This is a genomic window from Nostoc sp. CALU 546 (genome assembly GCF_048836525.1).
In genome coordinates this window covers 53,582-69,343 of the sequence record NZ_JAWJTF010000011.1, presented here as the reverse complement: position 1 = coordinate 69,343, position 15,762 = coordinate 53,582, and the positions used below count along the sequence as shown (strand labels likewise).

Genomic DNA, 15,762 nt, shown 5'->3' with positions numbered 1-15,762 from the left:
TCCAGGGAAGTGAGTTGTTGCAGGCGGGCGATCGCTTCTGGCAGCGTCGTTAATTTGTTGCCGCTTAAATCCAAAACCTTCAACCATTCCAGTTCAAACACCTCAACAGGAATCTCTGTTAATTTTTCCTTGTCATAAGTAAACCAATGATTACTTAAATCTAATTCTTTAAGCTGTTTATTTTTCGCTTCTCGGATTTTTTCAAGGAAACGTTGAGGCGTGTTTGCCATACTGAGGTTCACCTGTTAACGAAAATTATATGTAATGCCCCTGATTCGCTGGACAATTTCGCAACCACTAATATTTTGCACTAATCCCAACAACCGCCACAGGTTAGAAACTTCTGGCTGATAGCGAAAGTCCTCTTAAGAGGGCTAAATTCTTTCCATACTTGGGTTTTAGTCCACATTGAGTGGACTTTGGCTATGAGAAAGGAAATTCGAGTTCCAGGCAAAGGTGGGTGTTAATTAAGAATGCTGCAAGATATCAAAGCAATTTACTATTCTGTGTTTTACTACACGAGTGCTAATAATTTTTACTGAATCTAAAAAGAATTTATCATTACCAATGGTTCAGATTGGCTTGTCAACGAGTCTTTGATACTCATTAATGAGGCTCGGAACTCCGTTAATGAGTCTTTGATACTCGTGGATGAGTCTTTGATACTCGCGGATGAGTCTTTAATACTCGCGGACGAGTCTTTGACACTCGCGGACGAGTCTTTGACACTCGCGGATGAGTCTTTGACACTCGCGGACGAGTCTTTGACACTCGTGGACGAGTCTTTGACACTCGCGGACGAGTCTTTGATACTCGTGAATGAGTCTTCGGTACTCGTGGACGAGTCTTTGATACTCTTTTACTTTTTTAGGGCGTTGTTGCATGAATAGAGAAAAATGGTAAATTTTACTTATTCCTTCCTACCTCTACTAATCCCCTCCTAGTTTCTTAGTTGGACTATGAAGACGAAAGCCAAAACTAACTACAGAGTCCGTAACTGGCAGGAATATGATGCGGCGCTCAAGCAGCGAGGGAGCCTGACTTTCTGGGTGAGTGAAGAAGTAATCGAACAGTGGCGCAACGAAAAGAAAACAGGACGGAAAGGAGCCTCCAACTATTACAGTGACGTGGCGATCGCTACGATGGGAACTGTACAATCGGTATTTAACTTAGCAGGGCGGCAGACGGAAGGATTTCTAGAATCACTGTTTATCTTGATGGGAATTGAGTTGAAGGTACCAGATCACTCCACCCTATGCCGTCGTTTGAGCAATTTATCGGTGGAACTGCCCGTAATCCCAAAGGATGACGCAATCCATGTTGTAGTGGATTCAACTGGGGTAAAAGTGTATGGTGAAGGAGAATGGAAAGTTCGCACACATGGGGTAGGTAAACGACGGACGTGGCGGAAGTTGCATCTGGGAGTTGATCAAGGAAGCGGAGAGATTTTGGCTGCGGTGGTGACTACTAATGATGTAGCTGATTGCGAGGTACTACCCGACTTGTTGGAGCAGATTGACTCCAATATTGAACAAGTATCTGGTGATGGCGGTTATGACACAAACAAAAGTTACGACACAATCACTCAACGCCAAGCCAAAGCAGTGATTCCACCTCGCAGTAACGCTCAGATTCAACAGCCTCATAACTCTGAACTGCCTCCACATCAAAGAGATGAAAATTTGCGTCGGATACATCAAATTGGTCGCCAGCAATGGAAGCAAGAAAGTAGATATCATCGACGTTCTTTGTCTGAAACAGCTATGTTTCGACTAAAAATTATTTTTGGGGGTAAGCTAAGACGACGCTTTTTTGACAATCAAGCTGTTGAGTTATTTCTGCAATGTGCTGCACTTAATCGCATGATTCAGTTAGGCAAGCCAGATAGCTACAAAGTGGAAAAATAATTACTAACTCTGCTAAGAGTTGGTGTGCCTTTTTTCTGTTTCATGCAACAAAGCCCTTTTTTAGCCCTTGTTTACGCGACTTCTCCAGCTTGAAAAATCTGTTCAGCAGTTAAATTCAACTCTGGGAAGGCTAGCGATTGAATGCGATCATTTCCCCTAAATTGCCTAATTTGATACTCACCTTCAATTAGTTGGTAAATCGAGATTGTTGGTTGTTTAGGATTGCCAATAAACCGCCTACCACCTAAACCTAGATAGTCTACAATCCAGTATTCAGGTATTCCGACCTCTTCGTATTTACCTGCTTTGGTAAAATAGTGGTCTCGCCAGTTGGTACTTACCACCTCAATTACTAAAGGAATTGATGCCGCTTGGCTTACAGTAGATTCTTTTTTCCACAGAGGTTCATTGACTAAGTTAGAGTTATTCAACAACAGTACATCTGGTGAGTAAGCTGCTTCGCTCTGATTCGGTTTAATGAATGCTGTTTTGGGGATGAAATAAGGTAGTTTTAAACGTTTGTATTCTGTAACTATTTCCCCAACTAAAAATCCAACAATTTGTTCATGTTCACCTGTGGGAGGAGCCATTTCAACAATTACCCCATCATGCAGTTCATAGCGTCGTTGTGAGTTTTCTGGATACCAAGCGATAAATTCATCAAATGTTACTAGTTTGCGTAAGGTTTGAGTCATATTTTCCTCTTGCTTTAAAGTCAGATAAAAATTTAAACCTTAGCCACCTAAATTACGCGACTTCTCCAGCCCGAAAAATCTGTTCAGCAGTTAAATCCAACTCTGGGAATGCTAGCGATTGAATGCGATCGCTTCCCCTAAATTGCCTAACTTGATACTCACCTTCAATTAGTTGGTAAATCGAGATTGTTGGTTGTTTAGGATTGCCAATAAACCGCCTACCACCTAAACCTAGATAGTCTACAATCCAATATTCAGGAATGCCCAAAGACTCGTAATCTTCTAGCTTCAAAGCATAATCATCACTCCAGTTGGTTGAAACAACTTCTACAACCAACTTGACAGAACTACCCCGCGTAATGATAGATTCTTTTTTCCAACGAGGTTCATCCCTAACAGCTTGTCTATCAAGAACGATGACATCTGGTTCATACCCTGAATCAGTGTTAACTGATTTGATGACGCATTCTTTAGGGATCAACCAAGGGATTGACAAACGGGTTATTTCAATAAACAAAGAACCATTGATAAACCCGGCTATCTCTGAGTGCTTCCCTTTTGGCTTAGGCATTTCAACAATTACCCCATCATGTAGTTCATAATGCCTGTCTGAAGATTCTGGATACCAGGCGATAAATTCATCAAATGTTACTTGTTTGGTTAAGGCTTGAGTCATACTTTGCCTCTTTGCTTTATGTCAAATTTGACTCCTTTCCAAACTTCTCCCCGACACAGGAAAGGGTTTTTTCTCGTTCTCAAGTTCTGCCAGGAATGAAGTACTTTAAGGTTTCTGTATTTTGTTAATTAGAATAAAGGGAAGAGTTTCCTGAATTGTGTTATCTGTCAAATCCAGGAAACGAAAAATTATATAATTTCCTAGGGGTAAAAATGGAAACAAAATATGTTGCAGTGGAGCGATCGCATTTTTGACGTTTAAAGCAAGGTAAAAGGGTGCAGCAAAACTGGCGATCTTGTTTCTCACGAATGATTTGGGATTGCCATAGTTGTTAGTAGGGAACTTTTAACTAACAATTCCTAGATTGTTGTATATTTCGATGAGATTGCCATCAGGATCGCGAAAATAAGCTGTGCGGATTCCCCAGTCTGGGCGATCTTGTGGTTCTGTTACAACGATCGCATTCTGAGTTTTTACTTGCTCATAAACCTCATCCACGTTATCGACTGCGAAAATCAAGACAGTTTTATCTCGATTGACAACATACGAAGGTTGTTCGATTCTGGGGACTACTTCAGCCATTAATTCTTTTTTGAACAAACCCAGCTTGAGATATCCGGTATTAAACTCAGCATATCCGCTATCTTCATCGCCCCAATCGACATCAAATTTCAGCAGATCCCGGTAGAACAGAAAAGAATCTTTATAGTTGGAGACAAGCAGTCTCAGGTGTGTTAACTGAAGCTTCATATCTGTTACCTTAGTCTACTAACTGTGAATTCTAGGTTCTGGATGCAAAGTCGCCAGCAACTCGCTTTCGACAATTGCCAATTCATCAAGCCGTTGCATGACAATTTCTCGGTCGAAATAAGTAGCAGCTAAAACCCAATATATACCGTAGTGTCGCGCTTCGGATGCCATTAGCCCACGATAAAATTTTGCTAACTCTGGCTCTGGACAGTGAGCAGCTAATAATCCCAGGCGTTCGTGAGAGCGAGCTTCTATTAAACCAGTTACTAGTAAGGAATCCAGGAATCGCTCAGGTTCTTTGGGGCGGACTTGAGCTTTTAAACCCGCGCCGTAGGGAGGCGGTGGTAGGGGGGCTAGGGGAATATTCCGGCGTTCTAACCATTGGTTAACTAGCTCAAAGTGTTCTAGTTCTTCGCGGGCGATCGCAGTTAGTTCCCGCACCATCTTAGTATTGGAAGGGTAACGAAACATCATGTTTAAGGCTACGCCCGCTGCTTTGCGTTCACAGTGGGAGTGGTCGAGTAAGATGATGTCTAAGTTAGCGATCGCTTGTTCAACCCAAGCAGAGCTTGTGGGCTGTTTTAGGGCGTTGATAGTCGATAACTGAGTAAGCACAAAGTCACAAAACTCCAGAATTTAAATTTGGCTGAGTACCCTAACAAATTGATTTTAATCGTGGATGGGGCAATTTGTTGCTTTTATACCTTTTGCTCTCTCTCTCTTAGTCAGCACGTCATTGATTACCAAAAGCTTAAAATACCTCTAAATGGCTCTTGTTTGCTGTCTTGTCCACGCACGAAATGCTTTCATTGTCACATTTCTGCCATTGGTTTTACTCAGTATCAAATATTCGGGAATCACTTTGCAAAAAAGAGCTACTCCAATAATATTGGAATAGCTCTTTTTTTGTTTTTGTCAACTCAATTTTCACATATTTACAGAGATGGTTGAAGAAGAATTCAGGAGTCAGAATTCAGGAGTCAGAATTCAGGAGTCAGAATAAAGACGCTCGTTCGCGTAGCGTGTCGTAGACAAGACTCGCTAACGCTGCGCCATCCGCCAGTCATACAGAAAACATTGCTGAATTCTGACGACTGACGCCTTTATTCTGTTCGATAAAATTGGATATTCCATATTCAGATAAGCAGTGCTTAAAAGTTTGCACTTCCTCTATGATTTCCTGAATATGTCTTTTGAGTAAGGATTCAGGTCTAAACGAGAGGAATTAAAGAAGGGGTCTGCACAGAAGAGTTAACCATCGCTTTGATAGCTTGGTCAAAAAAGTCAATAACAGAGCGTCCTTGACGGCGACAAGTTTGTATAACAGTCAATAAATTAGCAGTATCTTGGAATCGCTTCAGAGAACGAGAACCACCACTGACTTTTCGTTTTGTGACTGCTAAACGTAATGTTCGTTCAGCTAAATTATTATCAGGCGGGATGTCCGGGTGGTCTAAAAAATACCACCATTGATGAGCTTTATTACGTAAGGAGCGTAAAAGTTTACCTGCTTCTCCTCCAGCTTTATCAATCCATGAATGAATGGAAGATTCAACTTTTAGTTTGAACTCGGATGCCCAACTCCAGAACTCATCAATGTTTTTAGTTTGTTGGAAGAGAGCATAGTTTTTAAAACCTTCATCTATCAGGCTGACAAATGCTGACCCAATCTCTTTGTTATTCAAGCCAGGAATCTTGATTAGTTTCTTGAAGTGACGGCGTAAATGTGCTTGACATTTCTGTTGAGCAATGACCTTATAACCATTGTAGGCACTAAAGTCATCAGAACTGAGTACACCCTCATAGCTTGAGCCTAGAATAGATTCTAATTCAGCACGAGAACGAGTATCAGCCGCATGAAATAAAGCGAAGTCGGTATTGGCAAAAATCCATAACCATTCTTTTACACCTTTGACTAACCAAGGTGTTTCATCCACATGGATATTTGGCTGGGTAAGTTTAATCCATTCTTTGAGACTATCAATACTTTGAGCTACTGCACCATCTATTCGTTCATTCGTGGCTACTAATGTTCCCACGCCAATTTCTATTTGTCCTAGTTCCCACAACAATTCTTGTTGTTTTTCGTATGGTAAATGCCCGTAATTATTTATCCATCCCAAGAAAGCTTGCAGTCTGATTCCTATATCTTGTCCCGGTACTATTTCTGGCGACCAGTCTGCTGTTTGTGTTGACCCACACTCGCTACAAATACAGGTATGTCTTTGATATTCTACGATTTCGATGGGTCTTTCTACCAACTGTGCTACTTGCTGGGTTTCTATTTTTATTGGTTTGTTACTGAATTCCTTTTGACCACAACAAAAACACACTTGCGGTCTTAATATCTCAAACCTATCTACTCTCCCAAAACCCTTTCTCGTTTTTCCCGGATGTCCTGGCTGTCCTCCTGGTTTCCGTTTTGGCCTTTCACTCTCCTCTGGTTCATCTTCAAGTTTTTTCTCGGTTTTTTTGAGGATGTCTGCCGACGGTGGTTTTGATGATATTGTGCTGTCTAAGTCTCTACTAACTTTGAGTTTCTCTATTACAGATTCTAGTTCTATTACTCTGGATTTTAGCTGTTCTATAGCTTTTGCCTGCTCCATAAGCATCTCTACCAGTTGCTCTTTCTCCAACTGTTTTAGGGTTTCAATGTCTAGTTTTAGTGGCAGGTCTTTTTCCATAATTGCTATATTCTGCTTCCCCTACCACACTTGTCAATACCCCAGCACCTGAATCCTTACTCTTTTGAGAGCTATTCTTGACGGAAAATAATTACAAAACCGATCTGCAATACCTAGCAAAGTTACTGAAGTGTGATTTTCTATCCCTATTTCTCACTCCACGGAATGTGTTTCTTGAAAGAGGGCTATATGTTAACTCAAAGGATTTGCAGCAAGGTTAATTCGCCGCTGTTTGGGCTTCTTGATAAATTATTTCTTGAAACTGGATCATATCTTTTTGTGGATCGGCGTGGCTAACTTTCACTACTATCTGTTCGCCTAAGTTCACAGAACGTTTGAAAGTCATTGGTAACTGCAAGCCCAAATCTTCTAACAAAATTAGGGCTAAGTTGCTGTCTTCCCGCAACCACATCAACACTGTCACATCCCAGGTTTCCTCTGGATGACGGCGTAAATATTCTAGAGCATAATATCTATTAGTTTGCCGTTCCACCATCGTCAACTCTTGGGTGATGCTGGTGACAGTCATCATCACTTCTTTAAGTTGTTCTGCGGAAAATGGTAAAACTTCACCCCGCAAGTGGGCTTTAAGTTGGAAGTGGGTAAGCAAGTCACTGTAGCGACGAATGGGAGAGGTTGCTTGGGTATAAGTATCCAAACCCAAACCAGCATGACGCAGAGGCGTAATGCTCATTTCACTCTTGGGCATACAACGACGCATGGCACAGGCGCGAACGAATCCAGCCGGAAGTAGGAGTAATTCTTCGTCTGGGGGTAATTCCGGTTGCGGCTGACCGCGAAATGGCAAAGGGATGTTGTGAGCTTTACCATAACGAGCCGCAACTTCACCGGCAACAATCATCATTTCTGCTACCAGTTGCCGCGACGGGGAATCGTCCAAAATGTCAATGTTGATCTCGTCACCTTTGACTTTGATCGTTGCTTCGGGCATGGTGATGCTAATTGCCCCTTGAGCATAACGCCAAGCTTTGCGCCGCTGTGCCCAAATTGCGATCGCAGCAATTTCTGGTTCTGCTTGTACTCGTAATTGCAGCATTTCATCTACATCTTCGTAGGTGAGGCGATAAGTCGGCTTAATCAAGCTGGTATGAATGCTGTAATCTTCTACTACCCCAGTACTACCCAAAATAATCCCGAAACTGAGGGCGCAACAAACCTTTCCCTGTATCAGACTCATTGGCCCAGTTGCCAATACCTCTGGAAACATGGGGATCATCCCCGTAGGTAAATAGACTGTACTACCCCGCTTTCTAGCTTCCAAATCTAATTCATCTTCCGGCACTAACCATCTAGTAGGATCGGCGATATGCGCCCAAATCCGTTCCCGTCCATCGGGGAGTACTTCCCAACTTAGACCATCGTCGATCTCTGTGGTAGTTTCATCATCAATGGTGTAGACCTTCAGGTGAGTCAGATCCAGGCGGTTTGCATCTGAGTCAATCGGCGGGAAATCCAAACGCTGTTGCGCCACTTCTAATACCTTATTAGGAAACTGAATCGGAATTGAAGAACGACGCAGGAACAAGTTTTCATAAGGACTCCACCAACCCAAATCTACCAGCAGTTGAAAGGCTCCTTGGGGTGTTGTGGGTCGTCCCAGCATGGTCATAGTTTCTAATACCGGAGCGCTTGGCGGATAAGCACGAGCCAAGGAGTCATAATTTACTCCCGTCCGCACGGTGTCAGCAAGTAGCGCTGCGTATTTTTCTAGCCCTTCTAAGCGCTGGCGATCGTGGCGCTGCCATTCTACTGCTTCACCTTTGAGCGCCTGCTCTACACGAATTAAAAATTCCTGCTGTCCCTTAGCTTTTAATGCCTCTACTTCCAGTTGGTGCTTGCGTTCTGCCACTTGAGAAGCAGTTCGGGCTTCATAAGCGTCTCCTTTTTGCTTGAAATAAAGTTTGTCGTCTGATAACAAGCAGTAGGCGGCGTAACAATGAGGCGCGGCTGATTCCGAAAATAGCAGATTCGCCATCAGGTTTGGGGTGACTGTTTCCCCATCTTCAACCAGTAATTCCCAAGCTACCTCTAAGCTAGATGGGTCTACATAAGGCTTGACCTGTTCCAAAAAACTGGCAATGTCAGAGGGCTTGTAAGTCTGTCCGGTAACTGTATAAGTTATTTGTCTAGGCGCGAGGCTGTGGGATTGACCACGTTCGTCTACCACAAACCAGCGGGTTTTACCGTCTGGACGTTCTACGATGCCCAGACGGCGATCGCCTTGAACCCTAAATTCAACTAGCGTCCCCTTCTCCACAACTCTCGCACTCTAATAATTTTAGATTTTAGATTTTGGATTTTGGATTTTATAACTGGTGTTAAATCCTAAATCCATCCGTTTTTCATGCAGCAACTATTTTACACTCTTTGATTCAGATTTGAGATTTTGGACTCACACAGACAAAGCTAAATATTTCTTGAGATACAGCTTCTCTTATATAATCCAAAATCTAAAATCCCAAATCTAAAATTGTTTTAGCCTTCCGCATTGATAAATGGCAACAAGGCCACAATCCGCGAACGCTTAATTGCTAATGTCAACTCTCGCTGTTGCTGAGATGTAAGCCCAGTAATCCGACGTGGCAATATTTTACCCCGCTCGGTGACAAACTTACGCAATAAATCAACATCTTTATAATCGATTGGTTCTCCTGGTTTGATTGGAGAAAGGCGACGACGGAAATAACTCATCTCTACTTAATTTCCTTGTGAACAGTATGTTTGTTGCAGTGGGTGCAGAACTTTTTCAGTTCTAGCCGGTTAGTGGTGTTGCGGCGATTCTTGGTACTGGTATAACGGTTAACACCAGCAGAACGCTTATCTGGATTTGTCCGGCACTCAGTACACTCTAGTGTGATAATAATGCGGGCACCTTTACTCTTAGCCATAATCTTACAAACAGTGAAGCCTGAAGAGAATTAACACAAATGACTATCTTCTCACATTCTGCCGCATATTTTCAACTAATCTTTTGATTTTTATATCGAGCGAGTAGCCACGACGCGACGAAACGATGAAAGTTCCACAATAGCGATCGTGTAAAGCCTGCCGCATCTGAGCATCAGATAAGGCAGTCCCACAATCAATTGCTAGGGGAAGTACTAGCAGTATAGCAGTGGGATTGGCTCTAATATTGCTCAGGGCAATTGATACTAAAAGCGCACCCAAGCCGATGATTGTCTCTCGCTTCATCAGCGAGAGTAAAGCTGGAATTCTGCCCATTATTTCCCCATCTTCGACTTCCAACACCTTTAAGTCGAACGCCCAACGCCCTAAGCTTTGCCCTTGATTGTTGTATACCACTAACACCCGCAAAAATAGCCAAAGTATGACAAAAACTAGGATTTGCACAAATTGAATACCGATATCACCGCCTCCCAGTAGGGAACTGACTAACCAGACACCAAGGAAATCAAGTCCCAATGCCATACCTCGCCGCCCAATTTCAGCCTTGGGATAGTGTTTTTGGGGAAGTCGTTCGATAGTCATACAAAATAGGTATTTTTAGTTAGGGGTTGGGAAATAATTGCTCCTGTTTTTAATATTAAGGTGATGACTTGGCTACTTGCAGCGCTAATGCATTCAATAGCTCTGCTTAACATTTCGTTGCCTACTTGTAAAATTTTCCCGCCAACTTACTCAGATGAGTTTAAAGTTAGTTCAAATATTAGCGATCGCTTAATCGGCTTTTCTAGTCGCTTTTGAGGAGCTTTCCATATTGTGTTTTCATAAAATTGAACTGACTTGGCTTGCTGGAAGTCGGGGTAACTACGGGTAAGCGCCTGCCAAAGTGCGCTGAGTTTTTGCTGTTTCTTAATTGGGTCGTGAGTTTTTTCAAGAATGGATTTAGTCAAACCGGTAAATTTATGAGGCGCGAATTCTGTTTTTACATCTTTTAGATTAAAAGGAATAGGTATAGCAGTTGAGCTTAGAGGGACAATTTCAAGAATTACTGCTTGGGGGCCTGAAAGTTTGGCAAATGGGGGATAAGCGGAAAAGGGCCAACCAGTGTAAACCCCAGCAAACCCAGTTATAAGATTGCCGATACACAATGAAATGCCAACTACCATAAGTACCGCCGAAGAAGTTCGTGGTTGGTAATTTGGTCTTGAAATCTTAGAAATCTCTGCCTGATGCAGACTACAAGTACGAGAATCAGCAACACGCCGATAAATTCCTTTGGCAATTATTGGTATAGGCCAAACATACAGCAAAGGTAAGATTGGCCACAGAATCGGCATTCTCTGTAATAAGACACGATAGGCTAAAAAACCCTTCCAAGACTTTGTTTCGAGAACTGTGTGCATATCAGCCATCAGTGCCTGGGAGTCTAACCAAAGGAGATTGTGGGTGCTTAGAGCTTGATTATCCAAAGCATTGACAAATGTTAACCGTCCAAAAATATCAAATACTCTTAAAGTAGCAATTGTTCGACGACAGAGTTGGCAGTTTCCGTCGTAGACAACATACATATCTTTGGGGAAAAGTCGATGCCCAATCCCATGAAAAATAGCATTTAAATCAAAGAATGTCACGTAAACTTTCATAAGACTTACGAAGTTAATGTTCATTAACTGATAAATCATAGAATGAAAAGCTATTCCTGAAAAAGACGCTACATATCGAGTTCGAGGAAAGAATATTAGAATAATAAAAGACAATTCAAAAAAGATTGACCCAAAGGCTGACAGTTGATACAAGACCGGATATTGATCTAATCTAAATGCTGGTGTCCACCCGTCTAGTTCCAGCCATTTTTCATAGAGTCGATACTTTAGATTCTCGCTGAATGCCCAATCAAAACCACCAACAAATAATTTGTAAAGTCCTGGAAAAAGATAAATTATACCTAGTAAAAGCCAGATAAAACGTAACGGTAGTGCATAGGCTCTAGATAAACCAGGAGGCTCTAATTGACCGCGATCAGCCCGTTTCCAGGCCATAAGAATAGCATCTAATGATAGAACATCGGCACATCGACTAGCAGCTAAAATGGCAGCAAACCATAATAAATGATGGTAGTGATCTACCTTTCCATAAAACTGGGGGATACCAAGAACGTAGAAACAGAGGATTACGGTTAGCCATGCAGAGGTACGGGTAAAAAGTCCTATCATGGCTGTAAATGAACAGATTTTTAATAGTAAACTAGCTATCTGAGCTATTGTTGCATTTATTGGAATAAAATTAATTAGCCATTCTAAGCCAGCGGGCGGAAATAGAAGCTCTTTAGGTAATTGGCTAAACCATACAACTTGTGAAATATCGGAACTAAATATTATTTCAAAATGAATAATCCGAAATATAGCTAGGTTAATGGGATATGTTGCTCCTGCAAAAAACTCCCTAATTGTTTTGAGTGCGTAATCGCGTTTTTGAACTGCCAGCACAAGGAGTTGGATGCAAATGCCGCTGAAGATGGCTCTTGAAAGCAGTATTCTAATTTTCAGTTCATTGGGTAAAAGGACGTACGTCAACCAAATGGCTATGGCCCACAGAATAGCAAGTGATGAATGAATCACTAAAAGAGTTTTATGCTGTTTATAAAATCTCTCTATTTTTAATTTTAAAGATACGTCATATATCATAAAGTTCCTACCTTAATGGTTTAACAAGCAAGAATTCAGGAGTCATATTATATCCGGCTAATTTATAATTCCCGAATCATGCAGAAAGCCCAAAAACCCTTCCCTTCCCCTCTGCCCTGTGCGGTTTTGATGCTAAGTCTTTAAGCAGAAACAATATCAGTTGCCAGAATTCGGAATTGAATTCTTGCCAAAACTAATTGATCGTAGTTTAATAACTGCCCTGTTTGCAATCGTAACTGACGATTGTCGAGATCAACTTGCTCTACTGCACCTCGACAAAACCGAATATGAGTACCTGCCAGTAACTTGAGATAGGGAGGTGCGATTTCCCACTGCTGGAGTTCTTGCGTAACAAATTCATAAAGAAAGGGTGTAAATAGAAAACGGTCGTTTTTATCAATCAGAATAATCTGAGATTTTAGCGATGTCTTCCAGGAGAATCTATCTAACTGTAAAGCAGTATATAGTCCACCAAATCCACCACCCAGAATATAAATTTGAGCAGGGGTAACATTCATGAAATTGATAAATGTAAATTACGATTTACCGCTAGATATGAAGTAGCAGTTAGCCCAAATAATTACAGATTTTGATTTTTCAGTTTTTAACTAGTTTTTCATTTTTTAAAAGTTAAACCTGTATCGGTTAACAACAGTAATATTACCATACTTACTAGAATGACACTGATAAAAGGTAAAACTTTTGTCTAGATTAGTACCGCAGGAGGGAATTCGTAATTCGTAATGGGCTGCGCTCTAAGCGGAACTATGCTGTAGGCTTTATGTAATTTGTAATTTTTATATCGCGAGGCTTTCATTGATTTGAAATGGGTGGTTCATTTCCGCCGTGCTGGACTAGTTGTAGGGGGTATAATTGCAGGTTTGGGAAGAATTGCGATTTGATTTTTGAAAATATCCTGAAGCTGAGAAGCCCGTGTGATCAGGATTTTAGATAAAATCCTGATCACAAATTAGACAGAATTACTGTATAGCGTTTCTTAATCAAATGATGTACATTATATAGCGGTTATCGATTGGATGAGAACACCAAAGTCCTTGCTGTCAAATCATTTCAGCAAACTTTTTGTATCCCACTGAATGTACACCGCTATAGTCCCCTCATTGCTTACTCTTAGCTGGGTAATTTTATACAAAAAAAGAAAAAGATATAAGTCTTGATTTCTCTTTTTGTGGCATGGCTTTTTCCCGCTCTTCAAACCTCTCGCCCACGGTGAGAGAGATTTTGAAACCCGGTTTTAGTTTCTCTCTGCCTGTATAGAATCACCCCTGCTCATCGCTTGCTCTTATGGGGTTGGGGTTCTTGTACCTTACTCAGCTGATAACCGCCATATTATATTGTTATGGCAACTCAATCTTAATTATTTTGGAAGTTTTACTATGACACATTTATTTGCTAAAACAGCTATTGGTATGGTGACGACTACTGCTTTAGCGTTAGCGATCGCCATACCTACTAACGACCTAGCTAATGCTGCTGAGTTCAACTTTAGCTGGGAAGGAGACACTGGTTATTCAGCTAAAGGTTCATTTAACTACGATACAACAACTGCTCCCAGCGTTATTTCTGAAGCAGGTTTGGGAGCTACGAAGAACTTGCAATCTCTATCAGTTTCCTTCTTTGATCCCTTGAGTAATCTCATAAATAGTTTCACTCCAGTGCTTAGTGGTGTATCCAACTACGGCTATTTGAGATTCAACTTTGATAACACGACTGAGAAAATCTTTGGCCCTTTTGATGTTGGCAAGGATGATGAGCTACCTGGCGACACATGGCTTAATAATAATCTTGCACTCATAGATGAAGGTTTTAGTGATGAGGTTCTAACTAAAGAATTTGGTTTTAACAATAGAGATGTAGCAGGCACAAAGCAAATACTAGATTTAAGCAACAATTCGGTTCGGGTATCCAAAGTCCCCGAAGGAAGCATAATTGTAGGTTTACTAGCAATGTGTAGTTTGGGATTTACTCTCAAGCAGAAATTCAATCCAAAATTTAAAATCTAAAATCTAAAATTGGTCAGTGTTACTTTACAGGGAATAAAGGTAAAAAGTCAGAGGCGATCGCTATGTTATCAGTCAGCGATGCAGAAGCAATTATTTTAAATTTGGTGCAGCCGTTAGATCATCAGCGGGATACTGAAGTTGTAGATTTATTTGCAGCCGATAGTCGGATTTTGGCAACACCTGTCACCAGTCCGTTAGATTTTCCCCATTGGGATAATTCGGCAATGGATGGCTACGCAGTTCGCTACGAAGATGTACAGCACTCTAACGCTGAACAACCAGCCGTTTTAGAAATTGTTGAAGATATTCCGGCTGGGTATCAGCCCAAGTGTACGATTCAAACAGGGCAAGCCGCGCGAATTTTTACAGGTGCGGTGATCCCAGCAGGTGCAGATACTATAGTTATCCAAGAGAAGACGCGTCGGGAGGAAAACCGCGTATTCATCCTGGATGCACCAAAACCACAAGAATTTGTCAGACACAAAGCATCTTTTTACCAAGCTGGAACACGACTATTACCAGCAGGAATTAGGTTAAATGCCCCAGAAATTGCCGTATTGGCAGCAGCACAATGTCCGCAATTAAGTGTTTACCGCCGTCCACGTGTAGCAATATTTTCCACTGGTGATGAGTTGGTGACAGTTGATCAACCGCTGCAATCAGGGCAAATTGTGGATTCTAATCAATATGCACTGGCAGCTTTGGTGAGACAAAGTGGCGCAGAACCGTTAATTTTAGGCATTGTGAAAGATGATCCAGTTGCTCTGGAGAAAGTCATTACCCACGCAGTTGCGATCGCTGATATAGTTCTCTCTTCTGGTGGCGTCTCAGTGGGAGATTATGACTATGTTGACAAAATTCTCGAATCGCTAGGAGCAAAAATTCACATTCGGGCTGTGGCAATGAGGCCAGGTAAACCCCTCACTGTCGCCACTTTCCTTAGTAGAGACACGATTAATCTTACAGACGCGATGAATCGCGTCTCTACAAACTCCCCTTCGGCTTCGCTCACGGCAAGCCCACTTTATTTTGGTTTACCAGGAAACCCTGCGGCTGTGCTGGTGACATTTTGGCGGTTTGTGCTACCAGCAATTAAGAAAATTTCGGGAATTACTGAAAATTGGAAACCAGTGTTTTTAAAAGTGCGATCGCATGATGAATTGCGATCGGATGGCAAGCGTGAAACTTACCTTTGGGGTAAATTGCATTTAATTGATGGAGTTTACGAATTTCACAAAGCTGTTGGTAGCCATAGTTCTGGCAATTTAATTAATTTAGCTCAAACCAATGCTTTAGCTGTTCTTCCGGTGGGTAAAACACTAATTTACCCACAAGAAGAGGTACAAGTTTTGCAGCTTAGTAGTGGGGAGTGAGGGAGCAAGAGAGGTAGGGAAAGAAAAACTCATTGATTATTGCC

Annotated in this window: 15 protein-coding genes; 3 read left to right on the top strand and 12 right to left on the bottom strand. The window is 41.7% G+C overall.

Features of this window, described 5'->3' with window-relative positions; translation table 11 throughout:
• Window positions 1-230 (bottom strand): hypothetical protein (locus tag RRG12_RS08180; RefSeq protein WP_420758935.1); only part of this gene is annotated, 230 nt, incomplete at its 3' end.
• 729 nt (window positions 231-959) lie between these two features.
• Between RRG12_RS08180 and RRG12_RS08175 the strand changes: the two genes are divergently transcribed.
• Window positions 960-1,907: an IS5 family transposase gene (locus RRG12_RS08175; RefSeq protein ID WP_420758163.1), complete on the top strand. Its 948-nt coding sequence runs from the start codon at window positions 960-962 to the stop codon at window positions 1,905-1,907.
• A gap of 71 nt (window positions 1,908-1,978) precedes the next feature.
• Here the strand turns inward: RRG12_RS08175 and RRG12_RS08170 are convergent, their stop codons facing one another.
• The 11 genes from RRG12_RS08170 to RRG12_RS08120 form a co-directional block, all read right to left on the bottom strand.
• Window positions 1,979-2,602 (bottom strand): Uma2 family endonuclease, encoded by a 624-nt coding sequence (locus RRG12_RS08170; RefSeq protein WP_420758934.1) that lies wholly within the window; start codon window positions 2,600-2,602, stop codon window positions 1,979-1,981.
• A 52-nt stretch (window positions 2,603-2,654) separates the two neighbouring features.
• On the bottom strand, window positions 2,655-3,278 hold the full coding sequence (locus tag RRG12_RS08165; protein ID WP_420758933.1) for a Uma2 family endonuclease: 624 nt from the start codon (window positions 3,276-3,278) through the stop codon (window positions 2,655-2,657).
• Between the two features lie 345 nt (window positions 3,279-3,623).
• On the bottom strand, window positions 3,624-4,028 hold the full coding sequence (locus RRG12_RS08160; protein WP_069069847.1) for a VOC family protein: 405 nt from the start codon (window positions 4,026-4,028) through the stop codon (window positions 3,624-3,626).
• Window positions 4,029-4,046: 18 nt separating this feature from the next.
• Window positions 4,047-4,643 carry a tRNA-(ms[2]io[6]A)-hydroxylase gene (locus RRG12_RS08155; RefSeq protein ID WP_069069846.1) on the bottom strand — a complete coding sequence of 199 codons (597 nt, stop codon included), beginning with the start codon at window positions 4,641-4,643 and terminating at the stop codon, window positions 4,047-4,049.
• Window positions 4,644-5,239: 596 nt separating this feature from the next.
• Window positions 5,240-6,712 (bottom strand): IS66 family transposase, encoded by a 1,473-nt coding sequence (gene tnpC, locus RRG12_RS08150; protein ID WP_420758317.1) that lies wholly within the window; start codon window positions 6,710-6,712, stop codon window positions 5,240-5,242.
• Window positions 6,713-6,929: 217 nt separating this feature from the next.
• On the bottom strand, window positions 6,930-8,990 hold the full coding sequence (locus RRG12_RS08145) for a ribonuclease catalytic domain-containing protein (RefSeq protein ID WP_420758932.1): 2,061 nt from the start codon (window positions 8,988-8,990) through the stop codon (window positions 6,930-6,932).
• A gap of 218 nt (window positions 8,991-9,208) precedes the next feature.
• Window positions 9,209-9,424: a 30S ribosomal protein S18 gene (rpsR, locus tag RRG12_RS08140; RefSeq protein ID WP_012411240.1), complete on the bottom strand. Its 216-nt coding sequence runs from the start codon at window positions 9,422-9,424 to the stop codon at window positions 9,209-9,211.
• 2 nt (window positions 9,425-9,426) lie between these two features.
• On the bottom strand, window positions 9,427-9,621 hold the full coding sequence (gene rpmG / locus RRG12_RS08135; RefSeq protein WP_069069844.1) for a 50S ribosomal protein L33: 195 nt from the start codon (window positions 9,619-9,621) through the stop codon (window positions 9,427-9,429).
• A 43-nt stretch (window positions 9,622-9,664) separates the two neighbouring features.
• The gene (locus tag RRG12_RS08130) at window positions 9,665-10,222 is read right to left on the bottom strand and encodes an RDD family protein (protein WP_069069843.1); all 558 of its coding nucleotides are present in this window, start codon (window positions 10,220-10,222) and stop codon (window positions 9,665-9,667) included.
• 146 nt (window positions 10,223-10,368) lie between these two features.
• Window positions 10,369-12,123 carry a DCC1-like thiol-disulfide oxidoreductase family protein gene (locus RRG12_RS08125; protein WP_420758931.1) on the bottom strand — a complete coding sequence of 585 codons (1,755 nt, stop codon included), beginning with the start codon at window positions 12,121-12,123 and terminating at the stop codon, window positions 10,369-10,371.
• Between the two features lie 338 nt (window positions 12,124-12,461).
• A complete protein-coding gene (locus tag RRG12_RS08120) occupies window positions 12,462-12,839 on the bottom strand; it encodes an FAD-dependent oxidoreductase (RefSeq protein ID WP_420758930.1) in 378 nt (125 codons plus the stop codon).
• An 879-nt stretch (window positions 12,840-13,718) separates the two neighbouring features.
• Between RRG12_RS08120 and RRG12_RS08115 the strand changes: the two genes are divergently transcribed.
• Together RRG12_RS08115 and glp are read left to right on the top strand one after the other, a co-directional pair.
• A complete protein-coding gene (locus RRG12_RS08115; RefSeq protein ID WP_420758929.1) occupies window positions 13,719-14,345 on the top strand; it encodes a PEP-CTERM sorting domain-containing protein in 627 nt (208 codons plus the stop codon).
• 62 nt (window positions 14,346-14,407) lie between these two features.
• Window positions 14,408-15,718: a gephyrin-like molybdotransferase Glp gene (gene glp / locus RRG12_RS08110; protein ID WP_420758928.1), complete on the top strand. Its 1,311-nt coding sequence runs from the start codon at window positions 14,408-14,410 to the stop codon at window positions 15,716-15,718.
• Window positions 15,719-15,762: the final 44 nt, after the last annotated feature.